Annotated in this window: 23 protein-coding genes; 20 read left to right on the forward strand and 3 right to left on the reverse strand. The window is 37.9% G+C overall.

Features of this window, described 5'->3' with window-relative positions:
- Nucleotides 1-8 precede the first annotated feature (8 nt).
- From ACP6PK_RS13920 to ACP6PK_RS13945, 6 genes are all read left to right on the forward strand, one after another.
- Entirely contained in the window at nucleotides 9-1,136 is a 1,128-nt protein-coding gene (locus tag ACP6PK_RS13920; RefSeq protein ID WP_426560114.1) for an FAD-dependent oxidoreductase, read from the forward strand.
- A 31-nt stretch (nucleotides 1,137-1,167) separates the two neighbouring features.
- Nucleotides 1,168-2,370, forward strand: coding sequence for an FAD-dependent oxidoreductase (locus ACP6PK_RS13925; protein ID WP_426560115.1), 1,203 nt, complete (start codon nucleotides 1,168-1,170; stop codon nucleotides 2,368-2,370).
- Nucleotides 2,371-2,401: 31 nt separating this feature from the next.
- Nucleotides 2,402-3,598 carry an FAD-dependent monooxygenase gene (locus tag ACP6PK_RS13930; RefSeq protein ID WP_426560116.1) on the forward strand — a complete coding sequence of 399 codons (1,197 nt, stop codon included), beginning with the start codon at nucleotides 2,402-2,404 and terminating at the stop codon, nucleotides 3,596-3,598.
- A 32-nt stretch (nucleotides 3,599-3,630) separates the two neighbouring features.
- Complete coding sequence (locus ACP6PK_RS13935) at nucleotides 3,631-4,803, forward strand: FAD-dependent oxidoreductase (RefSeq protein WP_426560117.1); 1,173 nt, start codon at nucleotides 3,631-3,633, stop codon at nucleotides 4,801-4,803.
- A 209-nt stretch (nucleotides 4,804-5,012) separates the two neighbouring features.
- Entirely contained in the window at nucleotides 5,013-5,279 is a 267-nt protein-coding gene (locus tag ACP6PK_RS13940) for a hypothetical protein (RefSeq protein ID WP_426560118.1), read from the forward strand.
- Between the two features lie 86 nt (nucleotides 5,280-5,365).
- A complete protein-coding gene (locus ACP6PK_RS13945) occupies nucleotides 5,366-6,103 on the forward strand; it encodes an alpha/beta hydrolase (RefSeq protein ID WP_426560119.1) in 738 nt (245 codons plus the stop codon).
- Nucleotides 6,104-6,690: 587 nt separating this feature from the next.
- On the opposite strand, the gene ACP6PK_RS13950 is transcribed toward ACP6PK_RS13945, so the two are convergent.
- Nucleotides 6,691-7,575 (reverse strand): alpha/beta fold hydrolase, encoded by an 885-nt coding sequence (locus ACP6PK_RS13950; protein ID WP_426560120.1) that lies wholly within the window; start codon nucleotides 7,573-7,575, stop codon nucleotides 6,691-6,693.
- 139 nt (nucleotides 7,576-7,714) lie between these two features.
- On the opposite strand from ACP6PK_RS13950, the gene ACP6PK_RS13955 reads away from it, so the two are divergent.
- Complete coding sequence (locus ACP6PK_RS13955) at nucleotides 7,715-7,984, forward strand: cupin domain-containing protein (RefSeq protein ID WP_246844561.1); 270 nt, start codon at nucleotides 7,715-7,717, stop codon at nucleotides 7,982-7,984.
- Between the two features lie 400 nt (nucleotides 7,985-8,384).
- On the opposite strand, the gene ACP6PK_RS13960 is transcribed toward ACP6PK_RS13955, so the two are convergent.
- The gene (locus ACP6PK_RS13960) at nucleotides 8,385-8,774 is read right to left on the reverse strand and encodes a nuclear transport factor 2 family protein (RefSeq protein WP_094677741.1); all 390 of its coding nucleotides are present in this window, start codon (nucleotides 8,772-8,774) and stop codon (nucleotides 8,385-8,387) included.
- 91 nt (nucleotides 8,775-8,865) lie between these two features.
- On the opposite strand from ACP6PK_RS13960, the gene ACP6PK_RS13965 reads away from it, so the two are divergent.
- The 13 genes from ACP6PK_RS13965 to chlP all read left to right on the forward strand — a co-directional run bounded on the left by ACP6PK_RS13965 (nucleotide 8,866) and on the right by chlP (nucleotide 23,634).
- Nucleotides 8,866-9,417 (forward strand): DUF1499 domain-containing protein, encoded by a 552-nt coding sequence (locus ACP6PK_RS13965; RefSeq protein ID WP_426560121.1) that lies wholly within the window; start codon nucleotides 8,866-8,868, stop codon nucleotides 9,415-9,417.
- Between the two features lie 295 nt (nucleotides 9,418-9,712).
- Nucleotides 9,713-10,039, forward strand: a complete 327-nt coding sequence (locus ACP6PK_RS13970) for a 2Fe-2S iron-sulfur cluster-binding protein (RefSeq protein WP_426560122.1) — start codon at nucleotides 9,713-9,715, stop codon at nucleotides 10,037-10,039.
- A complete protein-coding gene (locus ACP6PK_RS13975) occupies nucleotides 10,029-10,463 on the forward strand; it encodes a hypothetical protein (protein ID WP_094677725.1) in 435 nt (144 codons plus the stop codon). Before ACP6PK_RS13970 ends, ACP6PK_RS13975 begins: the two co-directional genes overlap by 11 nt.
- A gap of 635 nt (nucleotides 10,464-11,098) precedes the next feature.
- Complete coding sequence (hoxE, locus tag ACP6PK_RS13980; protein ID WP_094677727.1) at nucleotides 11,099-11,629, forward strand: bidirectional hydrogenase complex protein HoxE; 531 nt, start codon at nucleotides 11,099-11,101, stop codon at nucleotides 11,627-11,629.
- Between the two features lie 679 nt (nucleotides 11,630-12,308).
- Nucleotides 12,309-13,934: a NuoF family protein gene (locus tag ACP6PK_RS13985; RefSeq protein WP_426560123.1), complete on the forward strand. Its 1,626-nt coding sequence runs from the start codon at nucleotides 12,309-12,311 to the stop codon at nucleotides 13,932-13,934.
- A gap of 272 nt (nucleotides 13,935-14,206) precedes the next feature.
- On the forward strand, nucleotides 14,207-14,923 hold the full coding sequence (gene hoxU, locus ACP6PK_RS13990; RefSeq protein ID WP_426560124.1) for a bidirectional hydrogenase complex protein HoxU: 717 nt from the start codon (nucleotides 14,207-14,209) through the stop codon (nucleotides 14,921-14,923).
- Nucleotides 14,924-15,171: 248 nt separating this feature from the next.
- Entirely contained in the window at nucleotides 15,172-15,723 is a 552-nt protein-coding gene (locus ACP6PK_RS13995; RefSeq protein ID WP_426560125.1) for an NADH-quinone oxidoreductase subunit B family protein, read from the forward strand.
- A 535-nt stretch (nucleotides 15,724-16,258) separates the two neighbouring features.
- Nucleotides 16,259-16,798, forward strand: a complete 540-nt coding sequence (locus ACP6PK_RS14000; RefSeq protein ID WP_426560126.1) for a thermonuclease family protein — start codon at nucleotides 16,259-16,261, stop codon at nucleotides 16,796-16,798.
- A 491-nt stretch (nucleotides 16,799-17,289) separates the two neighbouring features.
- The gene (locus ACP6PK_RS14005) at nucleotides 17,290-18,717 is read left to right on the forward strand and encodes a Ni/Fe hydrogenase subunit alpha (protein ID WP_426560127.1); all 1,428 of its coding nucleotides are present in this window, start codon (nucleotides 17,290-17,292) and stop codon (nucleotides 18,715-18,717) included.
- Between the two features lie 586 nt (nucleotides 18,718-19,303).
- Nucleotides 19,304-19,570 carry a (2Fe-2S) ferredoxin domain-containing protein gene (locus ACP6PK_RS14010; RefSeq protein WP_094677739.1) on the forward strand — a complete coding sequence of 89 codons (267 nt, stop codon included), beginning with the start codon at nucleotides 19,304-19,306 and terminating at the stop codon, nucleotides 19,568-19,570.
- 356 nt (nucleotides 19,571-19,926) lie between these two features.
- Nucleotides 19,927-20,454, forward strand: coding sequence for a PAS domain-containing protein (locus tag ACP6PK_RS14015; RefSeq protein ID WP_371357642.1), 528 nt, complete (start codon nucleotides 19,927-19,929; stop codon nucleotides 20,452-20,454).
- Nucleotides 20,455-21,618: a SpoIIE family protein phosphatase gene (locus tag ACP6PK_RS14020; protein ID WP_426560128.1), complete on the forward strand. Its 1,164-nt coding sequence runs from the start codon at nucleotides 20,455-20,457 to the stop codon at nucleotides 21,616-21,618.
- Between the two features lie 795 nt (nucleotides 21,619-22,413).
- Nucleotides 22,414-23,634 (forward strand): geranylgeranyl reductase, encoded by a 1,221-nt coding sequence (chlP, locus tag ACP6PK_RS14025; protein WP_426560129.1) that lies wholly within the window; start codon nucleotides 22,414-22,416, stop codon nucleotides 23,632-23,634.
- 57 nt (nucleotides 23,635-23,691) lie between these two features.
- On the opposite strand, the gene ACP6PK_RS14030 is transcribed toward chlP, so the two are convergent.
- Nucleotides 23,692-23,874: hypothetical protein (locus ACP6PK_RS14030; RefSeq protein WP_426560130.1), on the reverse strand; the 183-nt coding region annotated here is incomplete at its 5' end.

Here is a 23,874-nt window from a genome sequence, read left to right on the forward strand (position 1 = left end):
GTAAGACAATGAAAAAAACAGCTGAAAAAGTTACCATTATTGGTGCCGGCCCTGGTGGTCTAGCAACAGCGATCGCTCTGAGAAAACAAGGTATTGATGCCCATGTCTATGAGAAAGCCAGAGATTTGCGTCCAGTCGGAGCAGGTTTAGGTTTAATGCCCAATGGTCTAAGATGCCTGGATGCTATTCAACCAAGCATATTGAATACTCTAAAAAATTCAGGTTGTCAACTCCAGAAAACTACCTTGAAAACAATCAGTGGAGAAACAATTAGAACTAACGAAAGTACCACGATGGCTAAATACGGACAACCAACAGTAACTATTTGGTGGTGGCGGTTGCAACAGATTCTGGCATCATTTCTTCCACCAGATGTTATTCATCTGAATCATCGTTGCATTGACTTTGAACAAAATGAAAACAATGTTGTTACCTACTTTGAAAATGGAAAAACTGCCCAAGCCGATCTACTCATTGGAGCAGATGGTGCAAATTCTGTAGTCAGACAAAAATTGATTGGTGATGGGGAACCTCAATATCTTGGTAGTATGTCTTGGCGTGCTGTTCTTGACTATAAAGAGGAGCTACTGCCACCTGATGAAGCCATTATAATGAAGGGAGAAAAAAGTCTATTTTTTATCTTCAATTTAGGGGAGGGAAATATGAACTGGATTGCTCAGAAGGTATTGTCAGAAGCATCTTTTTCCTCTACTCCTGCTGAAACAAAGTCTCGTGTTTTCAAAGAATATGCTAATTGGAACGAATTAGTACAGAAAGTGATCGAAGTAACCAATGCTGAACGCATCTTAGAAACTCCGATCTGCCAGAGGCTACCATTAAAGCAATGGAGTTATGGTAGGGTGACTCTATTGGGAGATGCTGCTCATCTGATGCCACCATCATCAGGGCAAGGTACTAATACCACTTTTGAAGATGCTTATGAACTTGCTGAGTGTCTGGGCAATTGTCCAGACCTAGAAACTGCTCTCAGTACCTACGACAAACGTCGCATTCAGCGCACAGCGATTATTCAAACCCGTAGTGCTAAAGAAGAAGAGTTTCAAAATTGGCTGTATGATTACGATCCAAAATCAGAGTCCCGTCTAAAACCTTGGCAAGAAACAGTTACAGTATAATCATAAATACAAAAAAAAGGAAACAAGCAAAATGAGAGAAACTTCTAAACCTGTTGTGGAGAAAGTTGCCATTATTGGTGCGGGTCCTGGTGGTCTAGCAACAGCGATCGCTCTGAGAAAACAAGGTATTGATGCCCATGTTTATGAAAAGGCGAGGGAATTTCGTCCAGTGGGAGGTGGTCTAGGTTTGCAGTCTAATGGTTTGAGATGTCTGGATGCCATTGAACCAGAGATAGCTGATACACTAAAATGTTCAGGTTGTCAAGTCAAGAGAGTGACTGTGAAAACAAGCACCGGAGAAACAATTAGAACTACCGAAACTACCATGATGGCAAAATACGGACAACCATTTTTGACTATTTGGTGGTGGCGTTTGCAACAGATTTTAGCATCCGCACTGCCACCAGAAGTCATTCATCTGAATCATCGTTGTATTGGTTTTGAACAAAATGAAAACACGGTCATCACCCATTTTGAAAATGGAAAAACTGTCGCAGCAGATTTGCTCATTGGAGCTGATGGGGTAAACTCTAGAGTTAGAGAAATATTGATTGGTGATGGGGAACCTCAATATCTTGGTAGTATGTCTTGGCGTACTGTGATTAATTATAACAAGAACAACAATCTACTACCACCAAATGAAGTCATACTTATGAGGGGAGAAAAAAGCATATTATTCCTGCTTAACTTAGGGGAGGGAAATATGTACTGGGGCGCTCGGAAGGTATTGTCAGATTCCTCTGTTTCCAGCACTGCTGCTGAGGTAAAATCTCGTGTCCTCAAAGAATTTGCTGATTGGATCGAGCCGGTGCGGAAACTGATGGAAGCAACCGATGCTGAACGGATATTAGAAGGGCCGATCTGCGACAGACTGCCATTAAAACAATGGAGTTATGGTAGGGTGACGTTATTGGGTGATGCAGCTCATCCCATGTCACCACTGGTAGGACAAGGAGCTAATACTACTTTTGAAGATGCTTATGAACTTGCTGAGTGTTTGCGTAACTTCCCAGACCTACAAACTGTTCTTACCAACTATGACAACCGTCGCATCCATCGTACAGCAATTATTCAAACTCGTACAGGAGAGGGTGAGAAAGGCTTAGATAAACCTACTCAGCAAACAAATCAACAGTCACAGCAGAATTTTGATGAGTTTCGACATTGGCTGTATGATTACGATCCAAAATCAGAGTCGCGTCTGAAACCTTGGAAAGAAAAAGTCGTAATATAACAACAAATACTAAAAAAAAGAAACAAGCAAAATGAGAGAAACGTCAAAACCTGTTGTGGAGAAAGTCGCCATTATCGGTGGAGGTATTGGTGGTTTAGCAACAGCGATCGCTCTGAGAAAACAAGGTATTGATGCCCATGTCTATGAAAAGGCGAGAGAATTTTGTCCAGTGGGAGCAGGTTTAGGTTTGCAACCTAATGGTTTAAGATGCCTAGATGCGATTAAACTTGGTATAGTAGATACACTAAAACGTTCCGGTTGTCAAGTAGAGAGAGTGACTGTAAAAACAAGTGCTGGAGAAACAATTAGGACTAACGAAAGTACCATGATGGAAAAATATGGGCATCCACTGTTAATTATTTGGTGGTGGCGGTTGCAACAAATTCTGGCATCAGAACTACCATCAGAAGTCATTCATCTGAATCATCGTTGTATTGGCTTTGAACAAAATGAAAACAATGTCGTTACACATTTTGACAATGGAAAAACCGCTCAAGCAGATTTACTTATTGGAGCGGATGGGGTAAACTCCGCAGTGAGACAAACATTAATTGGTGACGGGCAACCTCGATATGTTGGTAGTATGTCTTGGCGAGCTGTTCTCGAACGCAAATATCAGCTACTGCCACCAGATGAAGTCATTTTGATGAAAGGAGAAAAAAGTATAGTTTACCTACTCAATGTTGGGGAAGGAAATATAAGTTGGCTGGCTCGAAAACTATTACCAGACTCCTCCCTTTCTTCTACTGCTGCTGAAGCAAAGTCTCGCGTTCTCCAGGAATTTGCAAATTGGATGGAACCAGTAAGAGAACTGATAGCACAGACAGTTCCTGAACGCATTTTGGAGGGGCCGATATGTGACAGACTGCCATTGAAGCAATGGAGTTATGGTAGGGTGACGTTATTGGGAGATGCTGCTCATCCAATGACCCCAGCAGCAGGACAAGGAGCTAATACTACTTTTGAAGACGCTTATGAACTTGCTGAGTGTTTGCGTAATTTCCCAGACTTACAAACTGCTCTTGCTAACTACGACAACCGACGCATTCAGCGTACAGCAATTATTCAAACCCGTAGTGCAGAGGGTGAAAAACGCTATTATCAACCTACTCAACAAACAAATCAACAGTCACAGCAGAATTTTGATGAGTTTCGACATTGGGTGTATGATTACGATCCAAAATCAGAGTCCCGTCTAAAACCTTGGAAAAAAACAGTTACAGTATAATAACAAATACCAATACGCAGGAAACAAGCAAAATGATAGAAACGTCAAAACCTGTTGTCGAGAAAGTCGCCATTATCGGTGGAGGTATTGGTGGTTTGGCAACAGCGATCGCTCTGAGAAAACAAGGCATTGATGCTCATGTCTATGAGAAAGCTAGAGAGTTGCGCCCAGTCGGTGCAGGTTTATCCATCAACCCTAATGGTTTAAAAGCACTAGAGGCGATAGAACCAACTATAGTAGAACAATTGAAACAAGCAGGTAGCATACTCAAAGTCATAAGTTTGCGGAAAAATACTGGGGAGATAACTCAGGAAACAAAAATCACTCTAATGGAAAAATACGGACAACCTTTGTTGAGTATCCGCTGGTCTAAATTACAGGAAATTCTGGCATCGGCACTTCCACCAGAGATAATTCACCTAAATCATCGTTGTGTTGGCTTCACTCAAAACCATAACAGTGTGACAGTAGAATTTGAGGGCAAAAAAACAGTAGAGGTAGACTTAGTGGTAGGAGCAGATGGAATTAAATCTGCTGTCAGACAAATACTAATTGGTGATGGCGAACCTCGCTATTTAGGTAGAATGTCTTGGCGTGGTCTTCTCAAGTATAGTCACGAACTGCTTGGTGCTAATGAAGTGACTACAATGATAGCCACACCCAAGACCATCTTGCTGATGGATGTGGGTGACGGATATATATTTTGGGGAGCAACAATGCTGTGTGTAGATGATTCTAGTTCAGGGAATGCTGCTGATATTAAATCTCGGCTGCTCAAAGAATTTGGTGAGTGGGCATCTCCTGTGCCTGAAATTATGGAAGCAACAGATGCAGAAATCATTGTAGAAGGACCGATATGGGATAGAGAACCATTGTCCAGTTGGACCAAGGGGAGAGTTACGCTTTTAGGAGATGCTGCTCATCCCATGAGTCCATCTATTGGACAGGGAGCAAGTACGGCTTTTGAAGATGGCTACGAACTCTCCGAGTACCTGGCAAAAGCTCCTAACCTTGAAGCAGCATTAGCTCTCTATGATAAACATCGCATAGAACGCACACATATTATTCAAGCTCGTAGTGCTTTTACGGGGAGGCGATCGTATGAACCTGACAGCGAAAAATATCTTCAGGAGATATTCAGAAGTAATGAGGAGTTTGAAGACTGGCTTCATAAATACGATCCAGTAGTGGACTGTTTCAACTAAAATAGTGCATTAGGGAGTAGGTAGGGACGTTGCATGCAACGTCCGTACGGTCGGAGGGGAGAAAGATAGTTGTTGGGTTTCATTCCTCAACCCAACCTACATCTATTGCACCATTTAAGATGAAACAGTCTCGTATAGTGTGTTAACAATAGCGTAACGCACGATGAGAAATTTTCATAAATAGTAGAAAAACATTGAACAATTGTAACATGAACATTCGAGCCTTTTACCGAGCGACCAAAGTTAAGAACGCTCAACCACCATACGACACTATTCACCTAAAAGTCTTTTACCCAGGCAAAATTTCAGGTGGTGAACAAGAACAAAATCAGGGTATTGTACCTGCTGATCGCCAACAAGCTCCTTTTCCAGTAGTGATATTATTCAATGGCTTTAACACCAACCCCGAACTTTACAAATGGCTAGCTATTACAGCAGTTTCGGAGTTAGTGAGGTACAAATTTTTAGGACTTTAAGTAACAAGCAACAGCCAATAGAGTATTAATAAAGTGTACCTCACCATCCTCAAAAGTGCTGTAAGTTGTCTGAACGGGGAATGGTAGTGGTAACATTTGCCTGGGTTGCAGAAAACTTTCCTGGTACAATTAGTTTGACACCAGGCATTGATATTGCAATGTTAGCTCCTGATACTTATGGTACTGCTCCCACTGCTTCAGCTTTACCAGCACTGCTAACAGAGTTGGAACGCATAAACTCAGAAAGCATCCTAGCTGGTATGCTTGACCTACAAAAAATTATTTTGGGTGGACATTCTGCTGGTGGCAGGGTGGCAATAGAAAGTGCTAGTCCTAACTTTTTCTCGCAAGTGGTAGCTGCTTTTGGTTATGGTGTACATACAGCAGCAGGTACAATGATGGGATATGAAGCAGCAACAATTTTACCTCTCCCTGACTTGCTACCAGTATTGTTAATAGGTGGTACTCGCGATGGAGTCATTGCTAATAGTAGTAACCTTTATGATACTATTTGGCAAGAAGCCACAACACCAGTATCGCGGACATTTCACGAAGCAATTTCAGGAGGAAGAAATGATAGCTATTTGATGTTAGTCGAGGGAGCTAACCACTTTTCTTTTGCTTATCCATTTGACTCTACCACTGGTACATCTTTTCTCGACTTTCCTGCAACTCAACCAGAAGATGAAATTCGTTCTCTCATGGCAGAAACAATAGGTTTATTTATTGATGCTCATGTTCGTCAAAAGTCAACAGCATTTGATCAACTGAAGGAACTACTTAATAACGGTCATCCCTTAATTAAATCATTGGAACGCAAATAATGTCTGAGATGAAATCAACACAAATTAATCAACCCGGTCTTATATTCACTCCTGGCGCTGAAGGTTGGTGGGACTCCGAGCGCGTCTCCTCGTTATATCATGTCCGGTAGCATAGGTCTTGTATAGGGAAGTTCAATAATTGATAATTGATAATGGATAATTGATAATTACCTCTGGTTAAAACCTTTACGGAATTGAAGATTGGGAAATATCATTTCTTTTTTTCCCCTTCAAAGGGGAGGCTTTAAACCAAAATTATTTAATTAACAATTAATAATTAATAATTCGGTAAGGAAGAAGGAAGAAGGAAGAAGGAAGAAAGAAAAACCTTACTAATGGTAGCTCTTTCCCAAACTTTTACACGCTCCGATACCAGCGGACATGATATTAAAGCGATTTGCTTACGCAACGCTACCGCGAACGCACCATCGATGGAAACAAGAGGGCATGGCCACTGAAATTGTTTCTTTCATTGGACTTTTTCCAGGGATTCATAAACGTCAAATACTTGTCAGGTATATATTATAACCTTTTTTTACCTTGTTTTCACTAAAGTCCCGTTAGCCTTACTCCGTACTCTCTACTCCCTACTCCCTAGTCCGTACTCTAAAAAAATCAAGCAATGCTTGAGTTGTTTCCTCTGGCGCTTCCTCTGGCACAAAATGACCGCAAGGCAAAGCTTGACCGCGCACATCTACCGCCCTTTCTCGCCAGGTTTCTAATACATCATAACATTTTTCCATGACTCCCAACCCTCCCCACAATACCAATAACGGACATTGTATTTTCCTGTCAATATCTCCTTCATCATGTTCTAAGTCAATAGAAGCAGCAGCACGATAGTCTTCACAAGTAGCATGAATACTCGCGGGGTCGCTAAAACAACGAACATATTCTGCTATGGCAGTTTCAGTAAAACCTGCTTGGTTAGCACTCCACTGTTTTAGTTTGCTCTCTAGATAAAATGCAGGATCGGAACCGATGAGGCGTTCGGGAATATTGTTAGGTTCGAGGAGAAAAAACCAGTGGGAGTAAGCAGTAGCTAGTTGTTGGTTGACAGTTTGAAAAATTTTTCTAGTAGGTACAATGTCTAGCACTGCTGCTTTTTCCACACAGTCGGGGCGATCAAGTAAGAGGCGATGGAGAACTCTACCGCCGCGATCGTGACCTGCTGCTAAGAATTTTGGGAAACCCAGAGCTGCCATTACTTCTACTTGGTCTTGGGCAGTGACTCTTTTGGAATAGGTGAGATGTTGGGGGTCCGAGGGTGGTTTGTCGCTGTCGCCGTAACCCCGCAAGTCTGTACAAATGACAGTGAAATGTTGGGCAAGGGTAGGGGCGACTTTGTGCCACATAATGTGGGTTTGAGGATAGCCGTGTAATAGTAGTAGTGGGGGGCCGTCTCCGGCTTTTGCTAAATTAATGGTGACATTGGAAGTGGTGATTTTGTGGTAGGTAAATTGTTCAAACATAAGAATTTAGTCTGGTGGGTAAATAGTGATTTTTCTATGGCATTGTATAAATGCGGGACAATTTTAAGAGTTTTGTAGAATGGGAATCTTACGGATTAGTTCTATAATTATCATTATTATACTGAATTTTACAAAAATCATGGAAGAGATATTTAATCATCTATTATCCCATAAAAATGTCAAAATTAACAAAATAATTTCACCGCCGAATTTTGTCAGTGAAGAGTTTATTCAAGAAGAAGATGAATGGGTAATCTTGCTGCAAGGTTCTGCTGTATTAGAAATCAATCAAACAACAACAAAATTATTCAAAGATAGCTATATTTTTATCCCGGCAAAAACTCCACATAAAATCATATCAACCGATGCAAATATAGAAACAATTTGGCTGGCAATTCATATTTATTAATCTGTAGGATGGACAAATAATAATTACTCTAGATTAATCATCAACTTTTTGATATTTGTCCACCTGAGCAGAAAGAGCGATCGCTACACTAATTAGGGCTTGTTGATTAAATATAAAAGCATTTACAGATAAAGGTTTTAGTATTTTTAGAACTGGAAAAAGTACCTATTTTTCAGCTCTTTATGCACGGTTCCCGAAAAATCAAAAAGTTAGCATTTTGTGCAAGAGAGTAGCCCAAAAATTACTCCCGTACGGACGTTTAGCTGGCGCACAACGCGCGTTAACGCTACGCGACATGTTTGCGGAGCATTCCGGAACGGAAAACGCATTTTTGCCTGTGCAACGTCCCTACCTACTCCCCCACTCCCCCGCTCCCCTACTCCCCTACTCCCCTACTCCCCTACTTAATCAACGGACTACCATGATGATGAATCATATACCAATTTCCACCCATTCTTTCAAAAATATTTGTTGCCATAGATTGAGCTTTTATTCTCCTCCCTCCATTCACTTGCATTAAATTTTCCACCAAAATAACATAACCAATATCTCCATTAATTTCCGTTGTAATAACATCAAGATCGATTTCAATATAATCGATATTTTTAAAGATTAAATCCCACGAACTACGAATCTTATCAAAACCACGAATGGCAGCACGACCTGGATGGATACAAACCGTGTTAATACCCTTGGACAAAATGCCATCCAAAGCTGCAATGTCCCGTTTCTCGAAAGCTCGATAAAATGCTTGATTTGCTGCTAAAATTGCTTGGTTTTCGTCACTCATATAATTTTTGACTTTAAGATAGACAATAATTGTTATTATCAGGATAAAATAATATGTGGTAAATTCAATCAAATTATTTCCCTAATAGACTATGGAAACAACAGAAAAAAAATCTTCTAACATATTTCAGAAAATGTTTAACATTACCATAGTTTTATTGGTAGTTGTTGCCATTGTTGTCGGCATCAATATTGCTACTGCTGGTAAATTGACTTTATTTGCCGGCACCAGACCAGATAATCTTGGTTTATATTCTGGACGACTTGCACCTTGTCCGAGTAGTCCAAATTGTGTCAGTAGTTACAGTCAGGATGCACAACATGGTATTGCTTCTCTGAGTTATGACTCTGAACCAGAAATAGCGATACGGTTGACACCACGCTCCGCGATCGCTAATATCAAACAAATAATTGAATCAATGCCTCGTACTAATATTGTTAAAGAAGAGGAAAATTATTTGTATGCTGAGTTTACCAGTAAAATTATGGGATATGTGGATGATGTGGAATTTTATGTAGATGAAGATGCTAATGCTATTCAAGTACGTTCCGCTTCCCGTCTGGGAGAATCAGATTTAGGTGTTAACCGCGAACGAGTCGAAACTATTAGGGAAAAATTAAACGAACTTAAAACAAATACTTAGGAATTTTTTAAATCTCTGTAGTGCGGGATCTTTCCTGCAAGTAATATAGGTACAATTCAATACTGTAGGGGTTTGGTCACCCAACCCCTAGCAAACTACGAGTTTTTACCAAAACTGATAGTAGAAGCTTATTCTCCAAAGCAAGCAGATTTGATATAATTGATTTTAATAAGTCGGTGTTTTCGGATTAAGTTAGTCTACAATTAGAGTGAAAAAATGACCATCAAATAAGGTCTCAAGTCTTCTCCTTCACTAGGAGGTACTGTTAAGTGTTAACTATTAACTGATAACTGAAATGACTATTTATCAAGTTCGTTTGCTCAACGCAGAAATTGGTTTAGATCGGACTATTGAAGTGCCAGAAGATGAGTATATATTAGATATTGCTGAAGATTATGGGATTATTTTGCCTTATGGATGTAGGCAAGGAAATTGTTCTGGTTGTTTGGGCAAATTGGTAAGTGGTGAAGTTGACCAAAGTGAGCAAAAGTTTTTGCGTTCTGAGGAAAAAGAAGCTGGTTATATTCTTACTTGTGTAGCTATTCCTTTGTCTGATTGTACTGTTTATACTCATCAAGAACAGGTTTTATATAAATCTTCTCTTTACAAGCATGATAAATAGATTTCTTTATGAAAATTCAGTTTCCTATCAAGGTTATTTGATTATTCCTTATGTCTTAGCGATCGCCAACGATAATCCTATTTATTCATATAAGTTATTATCTGAGTTAGGACATAAGGGAAATTTTCATCTAGGGGAAAATTATACAGGTTTTTATACTAATAGCATTGAGAAAATAATTAAAGTTGCTCAATCGCATTTGTCTGAAAATTCTGATGTAGAATCTCATGGTGATTATTTTAAGTTGAGATACGTTTATAATGATGATTTAATTATTATTCATCAAGAGGCTGATAAGTTTTTTTACGACCATTATAAACCTGATAGTTTAACTAATGTTGCTGCTCCGAAAATTTTTCAGTCTGAATATGAATGTATTAACTGGGTAAAAGCTGGACTCGATAGAGCTAAAACAAAAGGTTAATTAGCTTTGCATAATCTAGATTATGAAGTAAGCATTTCCTGTGGAATGCGGAGCTAACAGCTATTAGCGGTCCGCAAGCCTCCTGGGTCGTAACTGCTGCGTTAACAGCAAATAATTAATAATTCTTTGCTATAAAGTTTAAGTTTTCGCGACTATGCGCATCTTAGGCATTTTATAACTTTTTTTTGCCTACCTACTTAAGTTAATAATTTATAGCTGACGGCTGAATGCTTACCATATGAATTATATATATTCACCCTCTTTATACTAAGAAAGTGTAGGGCGGGTTTTGAAGATTAAATTGTAAATATCAAGGCTTTCGGCTAAACCCGCCCCTACAATACCTCCTAATTATAAAAACAAATAATTTATATTATCAAATTTATTGAATAATTGTTGAATATTTAGCTTTTTCTTAAGTTTAGTTAAACAATCAAGAAGTTGTTTATTAAATAAGATAAACAAGATTGTAATAAAATGTAAATTAAGCTCTCCTAGAAAACAGCAATATGCAAGAATATAGAGAAAGTAAAATTCTAACTTAGCTAGAAAGAAACAGACAGTAAAAATAAAGTAAATATTGGTTATTATTTAGAAGCAAATACCAATAAAAGTAAGCTTAGGGAGATTCATATATGGAAACTGCCACAAAAGATACTAAAAGCAAAGATTCTCAACAAGTAAAAAAGGGTCATCCTAGTGGCGATAAACGCTTCAAACAGTTAGATATGACAATGAAGCGGAATCAATATCGTCAAGATTCTTTGATTGAGGTATTACATAAAGCCCAAGAAACATTTGGCTATTTAGAAGCAGATGTTTTGACCTATGTAGCACGGGGTTTAAAGTTACCATTAAGTAGAGTTTATGGAGTAGCAACTTTTTACCATCTTTTTTCACTGAAGCCTAATGGCGCTCATACTTGTGTAGTATGTATGGGTACTGCTTGTTATGTAAAAGGTGGTGGAGAAGTAGTTAAATCATTAGAAAAAGAATTAGAAATTAAAGTAGGAGAAACAACGCCAGATAATCAAATTTCTCTGATGGCTGCCCGTTGTATAGGGGCTTGTGGAATTGCACCAGCAGTAGTATTTGATGGTACTGTTGCAGGTAAACAAACTCCTGAAATGGTGATGGAAAAAATTAAAGGTTGGCAAGATCAATAATTGATAATGGATAATGGATAATTGATAATTACCTCTCCCTCAAAGGAAGAGGATTGAATAAAAGAAAAATAAATTCATTGTTTCTCCTTTAAAGAAGAGGCTTTATACCTTAATTATTCGGTAAACAATTAATAATTAATAATTAACTCTTTTGTAATAGAAGGATTGCCTAAAAGGAAATTTTTTCTGCATGAATGAAGAGGCTTTATACCTTAAATTGTCGGTAAATCAGTTATCAGTTGTCAAAAATAATTAGAAAATTAGGGAAAGTTTTATCTGGTTGAAAGTTGATATTTTTTGATTGTATAAATTCTTATAAGTCAGAAAAAAAATGCCGTTTTCTTGCTATAATCTTAAATATAGCAATCCTAAAATAGGTTGTAAGATTTTATCCTAGGGATTTTGTCTCCAAACCCTAGTCAAAATAATGGGATTTGGAAACCAAACCCCTACAGTTTTTTTCACATCTCATCCAGTAATTTTTCAGTAAATTTTGGGCTTGGAAACTAAAAGAAATAATCTCATCTAATAACTATTAAACTTTCTCTCGGTACTGATAATTCAAAGTGGTATGGCACAGCTAAAAGTTTGTCATAAGGGTAGATTAGTTTGAGGAAGCAAAACCTAACATCAGCAAAAACAAGCTGACTACCTATAAATTAATATAGGAGAACAAAATATGGACTATCAAGAATTGCTCGACATTGCCGAAACAGAACAAAACAAGCAAAAAACCATTCGGGTTCACTGTTGCACATCTACAGGTTGTCAAGCTTCTAACTCTGTAGACGTGATGAAAAATATGAAGAATGCAGTCAAAAAACTTGGTCTAGAAGAGCGCGTCCAAGTAGTAGGAGTCGGCTGCATGGGAGCTTGCGGACGTGGACCTCTAGTACAAATAGATCCTGATGACACCCTCTACGAAGAAGTAGAACCTGAAAACGCAGCTAGCATTATTGAGGCACTCAATGGCGGTACAACTGAAGTTATCAAAGGTGACTCCCAACATCCATTCTTTTCTCGCCAACTCCGCATAGTTAGGGAAAATACAGGGAAAATTGACCCCGAACGCATAGAAGAATACATAGCTGTGGGTGGATATCAATCTCTATATCACGCTATACATGAAATGTCTCCTACTGAAGTAGTAGACGAAATTACTCGCAGTGGGTTGCGAGGTAGGGGCGGTGGCGGTTATCCCACTGGTTTAAAATGGGCAACAGTTGCCAAAATGCCAGAAGGTCAGAAATATATTATCTGCAACGGTGATGAAGGAGACCCCGGTGCATTTATGGATCGGAGTGTATTGGAAAGTGACCCCCATTTAGTATTAGAAGGAATGGCGATCGCTGCTTATGCTGTGGGAGCAAATCATGGTTTTATCTACGTTCGCGCCGAATATCCCCTCGCTATCCAACGCTTAAAAAAAGCTATTCAACAAGCTAAAAAATACGGACTATTAGGTAGTCAAATATTTGAATGTCCTTTTGACTTTAAAATTGATATCCGCATCGGTGCAGGTGCATTCGTTTGTGGAGAAGAAACTGCCCTCATTCAATCAGTAGAAGGCAAACGTGGCAACCCAGTTCCTCGTCCTCCATATCCTGCTCAGTCTGGTATTTGGGGTTGCCCAACTCTAATTAATAATGTGGAAAGCTTTGCCAACATTGCTCCTATTATCAAAAAAGGTGCAGACTGGTATGCTAGTATTGGCACCGAAGATAGCAAAGGTACAAAAATCTTTGCTCTCACAGGTAAAGTCAGGAATAATGGTTTAATTGAAGTACCGATGGGAATTACCTTACGAGAAATAGTAGAAGAAATGGGCGGTGGCGTTCCTGGTGGAGAAGTGAAAGCAGTGCAAACAGGCGGGCCTTCTGGTGGTTGTATTCCTGCTTCCATGCTTGATACTCCTGTAGACTACAAATCTCTCAGTAGTGTGGGTTCCATGATGGGTTCTGGTGGCATGGTTGTCATGGATAAGGAAACGAGTATGGTAGAGGTAGCGCAGTTTTACATGGAATTTTGTCGTGGTGAAACTTGCGGAAAATGTGTTCCTTGTCGCACGGGTACTGTGCAATTGTATTCTTTGCTGACTAAGATACTGAACAAAAAGGCGACTTCTCTTGATTTGGAAAAATTAGAAGAGTTGTCATATTTGGTGAAAGATACTAGCTTATGTGGTTTGGGAATGACTGCACCTAATCCGGTTTTGAGTACGTTGCACTATTTTAAAGAAGAATATCTAGATTTGTTGCAGGAATCAGAATTTAGTAACGGTAAAGTTGTCAGTGCCGCTCATTAAATGTAGGGGCGAATGGCCAAATATAGGGGCGAATGGCGATTTGCCCCTACGAAGGTAAATATTCTTATTTTTTTGAATTAGGTATGTTCATTAATTGATAATTGATAATGGATAATTGATAATTACCTCTGGTTAAAACCGCACGGGAATTGAAGATTGGGAAATATCCTAGCACTTTTTTTCCCCTATCCAAGGGGAGGCTTTAAACCACAATTATTTAATTAACAATTAATAATTAATAATTCGGTAATAGATTAGGAGTAGAAGAAAATATGTCAGTAATAACGTTAACTATTGATGATAATCAAATTGCAGTTGAGGAGGGAACTACTGTTCTCGAAGCTGCAAAGGAAGCGGGGGTTAATATTCCCACTCTCTGTCATTTGGAGGGTATCACCGATATTGGAGCTTGTCGGTTGTGTATGGTAGAGATTTCTGGGATGAGAAAGTTATTACCTGCTTGCGTGACTCAGGTTGCCGAGGGAATGGAAATACAGACTCAGACTCCGAAGTTGCAAGAATATCGGCGGATGTTGGTGGAGTTGCTGTTTTCTGAGGGTAATCATGTTTGTGCGGTTTGTGTTGCCAATGGAAACTGTGAGTTGCAAAATGTGGCAATTGAAGTAGGGATGGATCATACTCGGTTTACTTATCGTTTTCCAGACCGAGGAATGGATCTATCTCACAAACAGTTTGGTATAGATCATAATCGTTGTATTTTGTGTACTCGCTGTGTGCGGGTTTGTGATGAAATAGAAGGTGCCCATGTTTGGGATGTGGGTAGTCGTGGCGCTGCTTGTTTTATTGTTTCTGGTTTAGATCAATCTTGGGGAACAGTAGATGCTTGTACTTCCTGCGGTAAATGTGTGGATGCTTGTCCAACTGGGGCAATTTTCCGTAAGGGGACAACTGTAGCTGAGAAGGAGCGCGATCGCTCTAAGTTGGAATTTTTGGTCAATGCGAGGGAAAATCACCAGTGGACAAGGTGAATGAAGTCAGAAGTCGTAGGGGCGTTTCGGCTGTCGCCGACATTAAAAGGCGAAGCCCATGCCGTTAGGCTATATGGCCATTCGCCCCTACAGGAGTCAAAAATATGAAAATTATTCAGTGGGAGCATCTTGCTCCCGTGGGTGAGCGATATTTCTGAAACAAAAAAATAGAGTTATTTTCCATTCTCTATTCCCTGTTCCCTGTTCCCTACTCCCTACTCCCTACTCCCTAATTAAAGGTATTTATTATGTCAAATAAAATTAAATTTGCCACAGTTTGGTTAGCTGGATGTTCTGGTTGTCATATGTCGTTTCTCGACTTAGATGAATGGTTGTTTGAACTAGCAAGTCATGTTGATGTTGTTTATAGTCCGGTTGGCAGCGATATTAAAGAATATCCAGAAAATGTTGATGTTTGTTTAGTGGAAGGAGGCATCGCTAATCAAGATAATTTAGAAATAATTCTTGAGGTGAGGAAAAAGACTAAAACGTTAATTTCTTTTGGAGATTGTGCTGTTACTGCTAATGTGCCAGCTATGCGAAATATGTTAGGTGGTACAAGTCCTGTTTTAGAACGAAGTTATTTAGAATTGGCAGATGAAACTAAAAAATTACCATACGAACCGGGAATTGTACCAGAATTACTGGATAAAGTTCGACCTGTACATGAAATTGTACCTGTAGATATTTTTATGCCTGGATGTCCGCCTTCTGCTGATAGAATTCAGGCAACTTTAGAGCCTTTATTAAAGGGTGAAAAGCCAAAAATGGAAGGTCGAAAAATGATTAAATTTGGGTAAAGAAAGAAGGATTTTTAGTAGGTTGGGTTGAGTAAACGAAACCCAACATATACACAAAATAGCTTTCCTGAAATGGAAGGTCGAAAAATGATTAAGTTTGGGTGAGTTTGAGTAGGTTGGGTTGAGTAAACGAAACCCAAAATATACAAAAAATACCTTTCCTGAAATGGAAGGTCGAAAAATGATTAAGTTTGGGTGAATTTTAGTAGGTTGGATTGACTAAAAGAAACCCAAAATATACAAAAAATACCTTTCCTGAAATGGAAGGTCGAAAAATGATTAAGTTTGGGTAAATAAAGAAGGAGTTTTAGTAGGTTGGGTTGAGGAAACGAAACCCAACATATATAAAAAATACCTTTCCTTTTACTGTCTAATAACGACAATTTCAACCCTAACCTACACATCTTTTTTGTTTGGTTGTGCTGCCTTTTTATCTAATGCCTGGATTGTTCAATATTTAGGATTGGTATACATATTTCTGTTGGGTTGCGCTGTCGCTTAACCAAACCTACTAATAAGTCACTAACAAAATCTGATGAAAAGACAAAAAATTCATCTAATTTTAGCTGTCATATCCTGTGGAGTTTTAATAAAATTATCTCTATTAAATACTCCCCAGTCTTTGGCTACTCAACAGGCAAGAATTTCTCGGATTCTTGATGGAGATACTTTAGAAATTACTATGTCAGAATGTCGAATTCCTTGGGAAGGAAATTCACAATTATGTCGGCTACAACTTGCCTGTATTGATGGTCCTGATTATGGAGATAGTCCGTTTTTTGAGGATGCTAAAAGTAGACTTGAAACATTAATTCCTAGAGGTACAATAGTATCAGTTAGTGATACAGGAAAAAGTAGTCGTAAACGGATAGTTGCAGAAGTATTTAAAGATAATACTTCTATTAATTTACAACTGGTTCGAGAAGGAAAAGCTTCTCTTTTTTGTAAACATCTAAATGATACTTGCCCTAGTTCAAAAAGTGCTTACTTAAATGCTCAAAATTCTGCTAGACAAGCAGGTTTAGGTGTCTGGAATTCTAAACAATATTGGGGAAAAGCCCGTGTTTGTAATTAGGATTTAAGTAGTTATAATTCAAGCTTGTAGTTTTGCTCTAGACCAAACTTTAGATAGGGCTATAGCTTTACTACAAACATATAATTCAATTGAGACATCATATTAGAGTAAGCATTTAGTTGTCAGTTATTAGCTATTGATTTTGGAGGAAGTAAAAGCAATTGAGAAATTGAGAAAGAATTACAATTTACTGCTAATAATTAAATGCTTAAGTTTATTAAATTTACCTCTAAACTTGTAAGCATTCAGCCGTCAGCTAAGAGCTATCAGCTAAGGTGTTTAGTATTTAGACTGTATACTCAATTTTTGTCAAAGGCAATAGGGAATACACAATCTAGATACACAACACAAATGCGAGTTATTAACTAATTTTTTGGCTAAAGCTGAAAGCTGAGTGCTAATAGCTGTTTGCGCAGCATTCCACAGGAAATGCTTACCTAAACTTAATCAACAAAAATCATAATTTTATTCAACTAAGGAGAAAATAAACCATGTCTAAAACAGTAGTCATCGACCCCGTAACTAGAATCGAAGGTCATGCCAAAATATCCGTTATATTAGACGATGCTGGAGAAGTATCCGACTGTCGGTTTCATGTCGTAGAATATCGCGGGTTTGAAAAATTTTGTGAAGGACGACCCTTTACAGAAATGGCAGGAATAACAGCAAGAATTTGTGGAATTTGCCCTGTAAGTCATTTATTAGCAGCTGCTAAAACAGGAGATAAAATTCTCGCAGTGCAAGTTCCTCCCGCCGGAGAAAAATTGCGTAGAATGATGAATTTAGGGCAGATAATTCAGTCTCATGCTTTAAGTTTTTTCCATCTTAGTAGTCCTGATTTTCTATTAGGTTGGGATAGCGACCCTGCCACACGAAATGTCTTTGGTTTAATGGTAGAAAATCCTGATTTAGCAAGGGCAGGAATTAGACTCCGGCAGTTCGGTCAAACTGTGATTGAATTGTTAGGAGCTAGAAAAATTCATGCTGCTTGGGCAGTACCAGGTGGTGTCCGAACTCCACTTTCTGAAGAAGGACGAGAATGGATAAAAAATCGTCTGCCAGAATCTTTTGAAACTATCAATATTGCTCTTAATTTGTTTAACGATTTATTAGATGAACAATTGAAAACTGAAGCTGAAGTTTTTGGTAAGTTTCCATCATTATTTCTGGGATTAGTTGGAGCAAATGGTGACTGGGAACATTACGGCGGAAAGTTACGGTTTACTGATGGTGAAGGTAATATTGTTGCTGATAATTTGAGCGAAGATAATTATGAGGAATTTTTAGGAGAAGCAGTAGAAACTTGGTCTTATTTGAAATTTCCTTATTACAAACCAATGGGTTATCCTAATGGTATTTATCGAGTCGGACCTCTTGCTCGCTTAAATGTTTGTTCACAAGTTGGTACAGAAAAAGCAGACCAAGAATTAAAAGAACTTCGAGAGCGGGCAGGTGGCGTTCCGACTTCTTCTTTCTTCTATCATTCTGCTCGTTTGATAGAAATTCTTGCTTGTTTAGAAAAAATTGAACAACTGATAGACGACCCTGATATTGTTTCCCCACGCACCCGCGCTACTGCTGGTATTAACTGTTTAGAAGGAGTGGGAGTTAGTGAAGCGCCAAGGGGTACTTTATTCCATCATTATAAAGTAGATGAAAATGGCATTATTCAGAAAGTAAATATGATTATTGCCACTGGTCAAAATAATCTGGCAATGAATCAAACTGTCACTCAAATAGCTAAACATTATATTCACAATAATCAAATTCCAGAGGGAATGTTGAACAGAGTTGAAGCTGGTATTCGTGCTTACGATCCTTGTTTAAGTTGTTCGACTCATGCAGCAGGTCAAATGCCATTACATATTCAATTAATTTCAGCAAATGGGAATCTTTTAGATGAGGTTTATCGGAATTAAAAGAAGTAAGAAGGAAGAAGGAAGAAGGAAGAAGGAAGAAGGAAGAAGGAGAAGAGAAGAAAGTTATAGCAATTCCCACAGTTATGAAGTAAAGTTATTTTTCTTATCTTCATACTCCTATAAATTTTCTGGTTACCAAAGCCAAAAAATTTCGTACCTCACGAGTATGGGAATTGCTATATCAATAGAAAATGAAAGTTATAGAAGTCTAAGTAGGGTGCATCTCAAATTTGAATAAACCCAAAAAATTAAGGTTTTTATACACAAATAAAATAGGATTGCTATATGAGATTCACCCTCTAAGTATAAGTAAAAAATTATCACTCCCCATCTCCAAAAATATCTTCCTTTTTCTTTTTTATTGAGAGCTAGGATCGGCAAATTTAAATAGTTTGACTGTCAGGAATAAAAAAATCATCATTTGAATAAATCTTCTATGAAAATCGGATTTAGTATGAGCTGTTAAATTTTTGTCTTTATCCTCTTGAATCTTTAATTGCTAACTATTTTTAGGCTCTCTACTAGAAGAAAAAATACAAGTATGAAAAATCTCTCCTGTTCTCCATCGCCTACAAAAAAAAGAACGATGAAAAAAGAAAACTTATACCTTTGTATGGGTTCTGCTTGTCATCAACTAGGAGTTTATGAAGTATTGCCAAAACTCCAAAGTATGATAAGTGAATATAAACTAGAAGACACAATAGAATTAAAAGGTTCCTTTTGTTTAGAAAGTTGTAGTGATGGAATTGTGATGAAATACAAAAATCAAGTATTTCTCAAAATTAATTCTGAAAATATCGAACAAAAATTCCAAGAAGAAATCTTACCTAGTATTATCAAAACAGTCAACTAATAACTGATAAAACTGATAACTGAGAAGACACAATAGAATTAAAAGGTTACTTTTTTTGAGAAAGTTGTAGTGATGGAATTTTGATGAAATACAAAAATCAACTATTTCTTAAAATTAATTCTGACAATATCGAACAAAAATTCAAAGACGAAATTTTACCTAGTATTAATAAAACAGTTAACTAATAACTAACTGTTTAAAAAGTTGTAGTGAAGGAAGTTTAATGAAATAGAAAAATCAAGGACTGATGATAAATTTAGACAGCGGAAATATTTTCCCAACTATTCCATGTTACTTGCTATACTATTATAACAAACAATCAACTGATAACTAATAAATCAGGGGAGTAAATTATTTTGACTAACGAAAAAAATATCTGGCAAATTATCTGGGAATATGACCCTAATGGTTTAATTGTTGTTGACACTCAGATGAATATTACTTTGGTTAATCCCGCATTTTGTAAGATGTTTAATGTTAACCAAAATGAGACCATTGGTCAACCTGCATCTACCATTTTAGAAGATTTAAAAGATTTCCAAAAAGTGTGGGAAAAAGATGAAGTAATTCGGGGTAGAGAAAAAAGATATGACCTGGAACATCATAAAAATTCAGAAACTGATATTTTGTATGTCAAAGAAGTCATATTTCCGATTCGCGACCAAAATTTAATTGCTTGTATCATGGTTGATATTACCCATGAATGGCAACGAAAACAAGAAATGATTAATTTAAGAAACGAAACAGTTAGTAAAGTCAATGAAGTAGTAGACCATCAAATGAAAGTAGTGCAAGAAATAGCCGGATTATTAGGAGAAACAACTGCAGAAACGAAGGTTAGTTTATTAAAAATAATCAAAATGGTAAATCAGGAGACTGTCTAGATGGAAAATTTTTTAGACATTTACAACCTTAGTTTAAATAAAAAAGGCGAAGAATTATGTGGAGACCAAGTTAAATTTCGCAAAGCAGAGAATAAAAATATTGTTGTCTTGTCTGATGGTTTGGGTAGTGGAGTTAAAGCGAATATTTTGGCTACTTTAACTACAGAAATTTTGATTAATATGTTGAATACCGAAGATATTTCCTTGGAAGAAGTGATAGAAACTGTCATCGGAACTTTGCCTATTTGTCAAGTTAGAAAAATTGCCTATGCGACTTTTACAGTTATTCAAATTAATCCCAAGAATAATAAATTTTTAGTTATAAATTTTGATAATCCTCCCGTTTTCTATTTAAAAAAAGGTAAGTTAATTAAATTAGAGGCTAGAACAGAAAAAATATTAGATAAGAAAATAACTTTTTCTCAAGGGAAGTTAGAAAAAGGTGATTTTTTGGGAGCTATTAGTGATGGAGTTTTATATGCAGGTTTGGGAGTTAGTTTAAATTTTGGTTGGGGTTGGGATAATATAGCGAAACATATCGAAGGTTTATTTATTAATCATACTCATACTGCGAGAAATATTGTTCAAAATGTAATTAAAAAAACTCATAATCTCTATGGAGGCAAAATTGGGGATGATGCCTCTTTTGTTGGAATTTATGTCAGGAAGAGAAATCCAGTAATGATATTTACAGGTCCGCCTCTAGATGAAAATAGAGATTTTGAATATGTAGAAAAATTATTAGATTTTCGTGGTCGGAGAGTAGTTTGTGGCGGCACAACAGGAAATATTGTGGCAAGTTTTCTGGGGGAAACTATTGAAATGGATGTTACTACAATGACAAAAGAAATGCCACCTATCGGTAAGTTAAGTGGAATAGATTTAGTAACGGAAGGAATTTTAACTATTTCCAAATGTACAGAAATTTTGCAAAAGTGTCATTGCGATATTGGTAGGTTGCCTTCAGATAAAAATGGCGCTGTAATGTTGGCAAAAGAAATATTGGAAGCTGATTCTATTTTATTTTTGGTAGGGCAGAAAATTAATGAATTTTATCAAAACCCTTTATTACCAAAAAATATTTCCATTCGTCGCAATTTGATAGAAGATTTAGTTCAATATTTGCGGGAAAAACAGAAAGAAGCAAATATAGAATATTGTTAGTTATATAGTAACCATTCAGCCGTCAGCCGTTAGCTATCAACTATTGCTTTTCATTTTACATAAAAGCTTTATTTAAACCCCAGCCCTTACAGCGCTTTTGCTGATTGATCAACCACACCGTCATAACCAAAACCCTGTAAGGAGTAATGCCATTTCCTAAGGTCATGCTCCGCAAACGCCCCTACTGTGGTCTACTGTGCAGGAAAACGGCTGTAAGACCAGAGTTCTATTGAGCCAGAATTAATCTTAACTACACTCATCCTAGTCTTATTGCTGATGGCTGACAGCTAATAGCTGAATGCTTACGTTATATAGCAGGGAATAGGGAATATAACTCTCCAGAAAAGACAGAGTAGAGATCAGGGAGCAGGGAAGAAGAATAAATAATTGATAATTTATGTATGATAATTGATTTTACTTTTATTATTGGAGATGTCTAATAGGGAATAGGGAACAGTTGGAAAAACATTTTTCTAGTCTAAGATTCATCATGAGCAAAAGTTGTAGTGGACTAACAAACCTTAATAGATTCTCCTATAGCATTAAATAACTATTCAACCGGACAAGACAAACCGGACAATACTACAAGATTTTCTCGCCATTACTTGACTCCTATTAACCACCATGATTTTCTCCTGACTCCTGACTCCTGACTCCTGACTCCTGCTAATTTAGTATCAAAATATTAAGGTCTATTGCATTTTCTTCACATACCCCGACAAAACCACCCACGAAACCTCAGTCCGTGATACCATCCCATACTTGTATATAGAAAAAAGATTAAGGAGAAGACCTTTGACTTTAAGGGTTGCTGTTGTTGGTTCAGGTCCAGCAGGTTCCTCTGCTGCCGAGACTTTAGTAAAAGCAGGCATTGAAACTTATTTATTTGAACGTAAATTAGATAACGCCAAACCTTGTGGTGGAGCTATTCCCCTATGTATGGTCAGCGAATTTGACCTACCATCAGAAATTATCGATCGCCGGGTTAGAAAAATGAAAATGATATCTCCCTCCAATGTTGAGGTAGATATCCATATAGAAAAAGAACATGAATATATAGGTATGTGCCGTCGGGAAGTATTAGATGGCTTCCTGAGAGACCGCGCAGCTTCTTTAGGAGCTAACCTAATTAATGGTACAGTTTATAAACTGGATATCCCTACTAATGATAGAGACCCCTATACTATCCATTACTCTGACCATTCAGAAGGAGAAGTCCAAGGAACAGCCAAAACCTTAAAAGTAGATTTAGTTATTGGAGCAGATGGGGCAAATTCCCGTGTAGCTAAAGCTATTGATGCTGGAGATTATAATTACGCGATCGCCTTCCAAGAACGTATTCGTCTCCCTGACCATCTCATGGCATATTATGAAGACCTAGCAGAAATGTATGTGGGGGATGATGTGTCCCCAGACTTCTACGCTTGGGTATTCCCTAAATATGACCATGTTGCTGTGGGTACTGGTACAATGAAACCTAACCAGGCCAGAATTAAACAGTTACAAGCAGGTATTCGCGCTCGTGCTGCTAAACGTCTTGAAGGTGGGGAAATTATCAAGGTAGAAGCTCATCCCATTCCCGAACATCCTCGCCCTCGTCGGGTTCGTGGTAGAGTTGCTTTAGTAGGAGATGCTGCGGGTACTGTTACTAAGTCTTCTGGTGAAGGTATCTATTTTGCAGCTAAGTCTGCTCGGATGTGTGCCGAAACTATTGTCGAGACTTCTAATAATGGTGCTATTATCCCGACTGAAGCAGATTTGAAACTTTATCTGAAGCGGTGGGATAAAAAGTATGGCATGACTTACAAAGTCTTGGATATTTTACAGACAGTATTCTATCGTTCTGATGCTACTCGCGAAGCATTTGTAGAAATGTGTGCTGACCGGGATGTACAGAAATTAACTTTTGATAGTTATTTGTACAAGACTGTCGTACCTGCTAATCCTTTAGTTCAAATGAAGATTACTGCTAAAACTATTGGTAGTATGCTCCGGGGTCATGCTTTAGCACCTTAATTAGTAGCTATCAGCTTTTAGCATTTCCTGACGGAATGCTCCTCTTTTAAGCCGTAATTATAGTAGGGGTTTGGTCTCCAAACCCAAGGATGGTCTCCAAACCCAAGGATGGTCTCCAAACCCAAGAATGGTCTCCAAACCCAAGGCTGGTCTCCAAACCCAAGGCTGGTCTCCAAACCCAAGGCTGGTCTCCAAACCCAAGGATGGTCTCCAAACCCAAGGATGGTCTCCAAACCCAAG

Source organism: Dapis hubbardiae BLCC-M172, assembly GCF_050016015.1.
Taxonomy (GTDB): Bacteria; Cyanobacteriota; Cyanobacteriia; order Cyanobacteriales; family Microcoleaceae; genus Trichodesmium.

Excerpts from the sequence above, each read along its gene's own strand:
- ACP6PK_RS13920 (WP_426560114.1), top strand. The coding sequence starts at position 9 with ATGAAAAAAACAGCTGAAAAAGTTACCATTATTGGTGCCGGCCCTGGT.
- ACP6PK_RS13925 (WP_426560115.1), top strand. The coding sequence starts at position 1,168 with ATGAGAGAAACTTCTAAACCTGTTGTGGAGAAAGTTGCCATTATTGGT.
- ACP6PK_RS13930 (WP_426560116.1), top strand. The coding sequence starts at position 2,402 with ATGAGAGAAACGTCAAAACCTGTTGTGGAGAAAGTCGCCATTATCGGT.
- ACP6PK_RS13935 (WP_426560117.1), top strand. The coding sequence starts at position 3,631 with ATGATAGAAACGTCAAAACCTGTTGTCGAGAAAGTCGCCATTATCGGT.
- ACP6PK_RS13940 (WP_426560118.1), top strand. The coding sequence starts at position 5,013 with ATGAACATTCGAGCCTTTTACCGAGCGACCAAAGTTAAGAACGCTCAA.
- ACP6PK_RS13950 (WP_426560120.1), bottom strand. The coding sequence starts at position 7,575 with ATGTTTGAACAATTTACCTACCACAAAATCACCACTTCCAATGTCACC.
- ACP6PK_RS13955 (WP_246844561.1), top strand. The coding sequence starts at position 7,715 with ATGGAAGAGATATTTAATCATCTATTATCCCATAAAAATGTCAAAATT.
- ACP6PK_RS13960 (WP_094677741.1), bottom strand. The coding sequence starts at position 8,774 with ATGAGTGACGAAAACCAAGCAATTTTAGCAGCAAATCAAGCATTTTAT.
- ACP6PK_RS13965 (WP_426560121.1), top strand. The coding sequence starts at position 8,866 with ATGGAAACAACAGAAAAAAAATCTTCTAACATATTTCAGAAAATGTTT.
- ACP6PK_RS13970 (WP_426560122.1), top strand. The coding sequence starts at position 9,713 with ATGACTATTTATCAAGTTCGTTTGCTCAACGCAGAAATTGGTTTAGAT.
- ACP6PK_RS13975 (WP_094677725.1), top strand. The coding sequence starts at position 10,029 with ATGATAAATAGATTTCTTTATGAAAATTCAGTTTCCTATCAAGGTTAT.
- hoxE (WP_094677727.1), top strand. The coding sequence starts at position 11,099 with ATGGAAACTGCCACAAAAGATACTAAAAGCAAAGATTCTCAACAAGTA.
- ACP6PK_RS13985 (WP_426560123.1), top strand. The coding sequence starts at position 12,309 with ATGGACTATCAAGAATTGCTCGACATTGCCGAAACAGAACAAAACAAG.
- hoxU (WP_426560124.1), top strand. The coding sequence starts at position 14,207 with ATGTCAGTAATAACGTTAACTATTGATGATAATCAAATTGCAGTTGAG.
- ACP6PK_RS13995 (WP_426560125.1), top strand. The coding sequence starts at position 15,172 with ATGTCAAATAAAATTAAATTTGCCACAGTTTGGTTAGCTGGATGTTCT.
- ACP6PK_RS14000 (WP_426560126.1), top strand. The coding sequence starts at position 16,259 with ATGAAAAGACAAAAAATTCATCTAATTTTAGCTGTCATATCCTGTGGA.
- ACP6PK_RS14005 (WP_426560127.1), top strand. The coding sequence starts at position 17,290 with ATGTCTAAAACAGTAGTCATCGACCCCGTAACTAGAATCGAAGGTCAT.
- ACP6PK_RS14010 (WP_094677739.1), top strand. The coding sequence starts at position 19,304 with ATGAAAAAAGAAAACTTATACCTTTGTATGGGTTCTGCTTGTCATCAA.
- ACP6PK_RS14020 (WP_426560128.1), top strand. The coding sequence starts at position 20,455 with ATGGAAAATTTTTTAGACATTTACAACCTTAGTTTAAATAAAAAAGGC.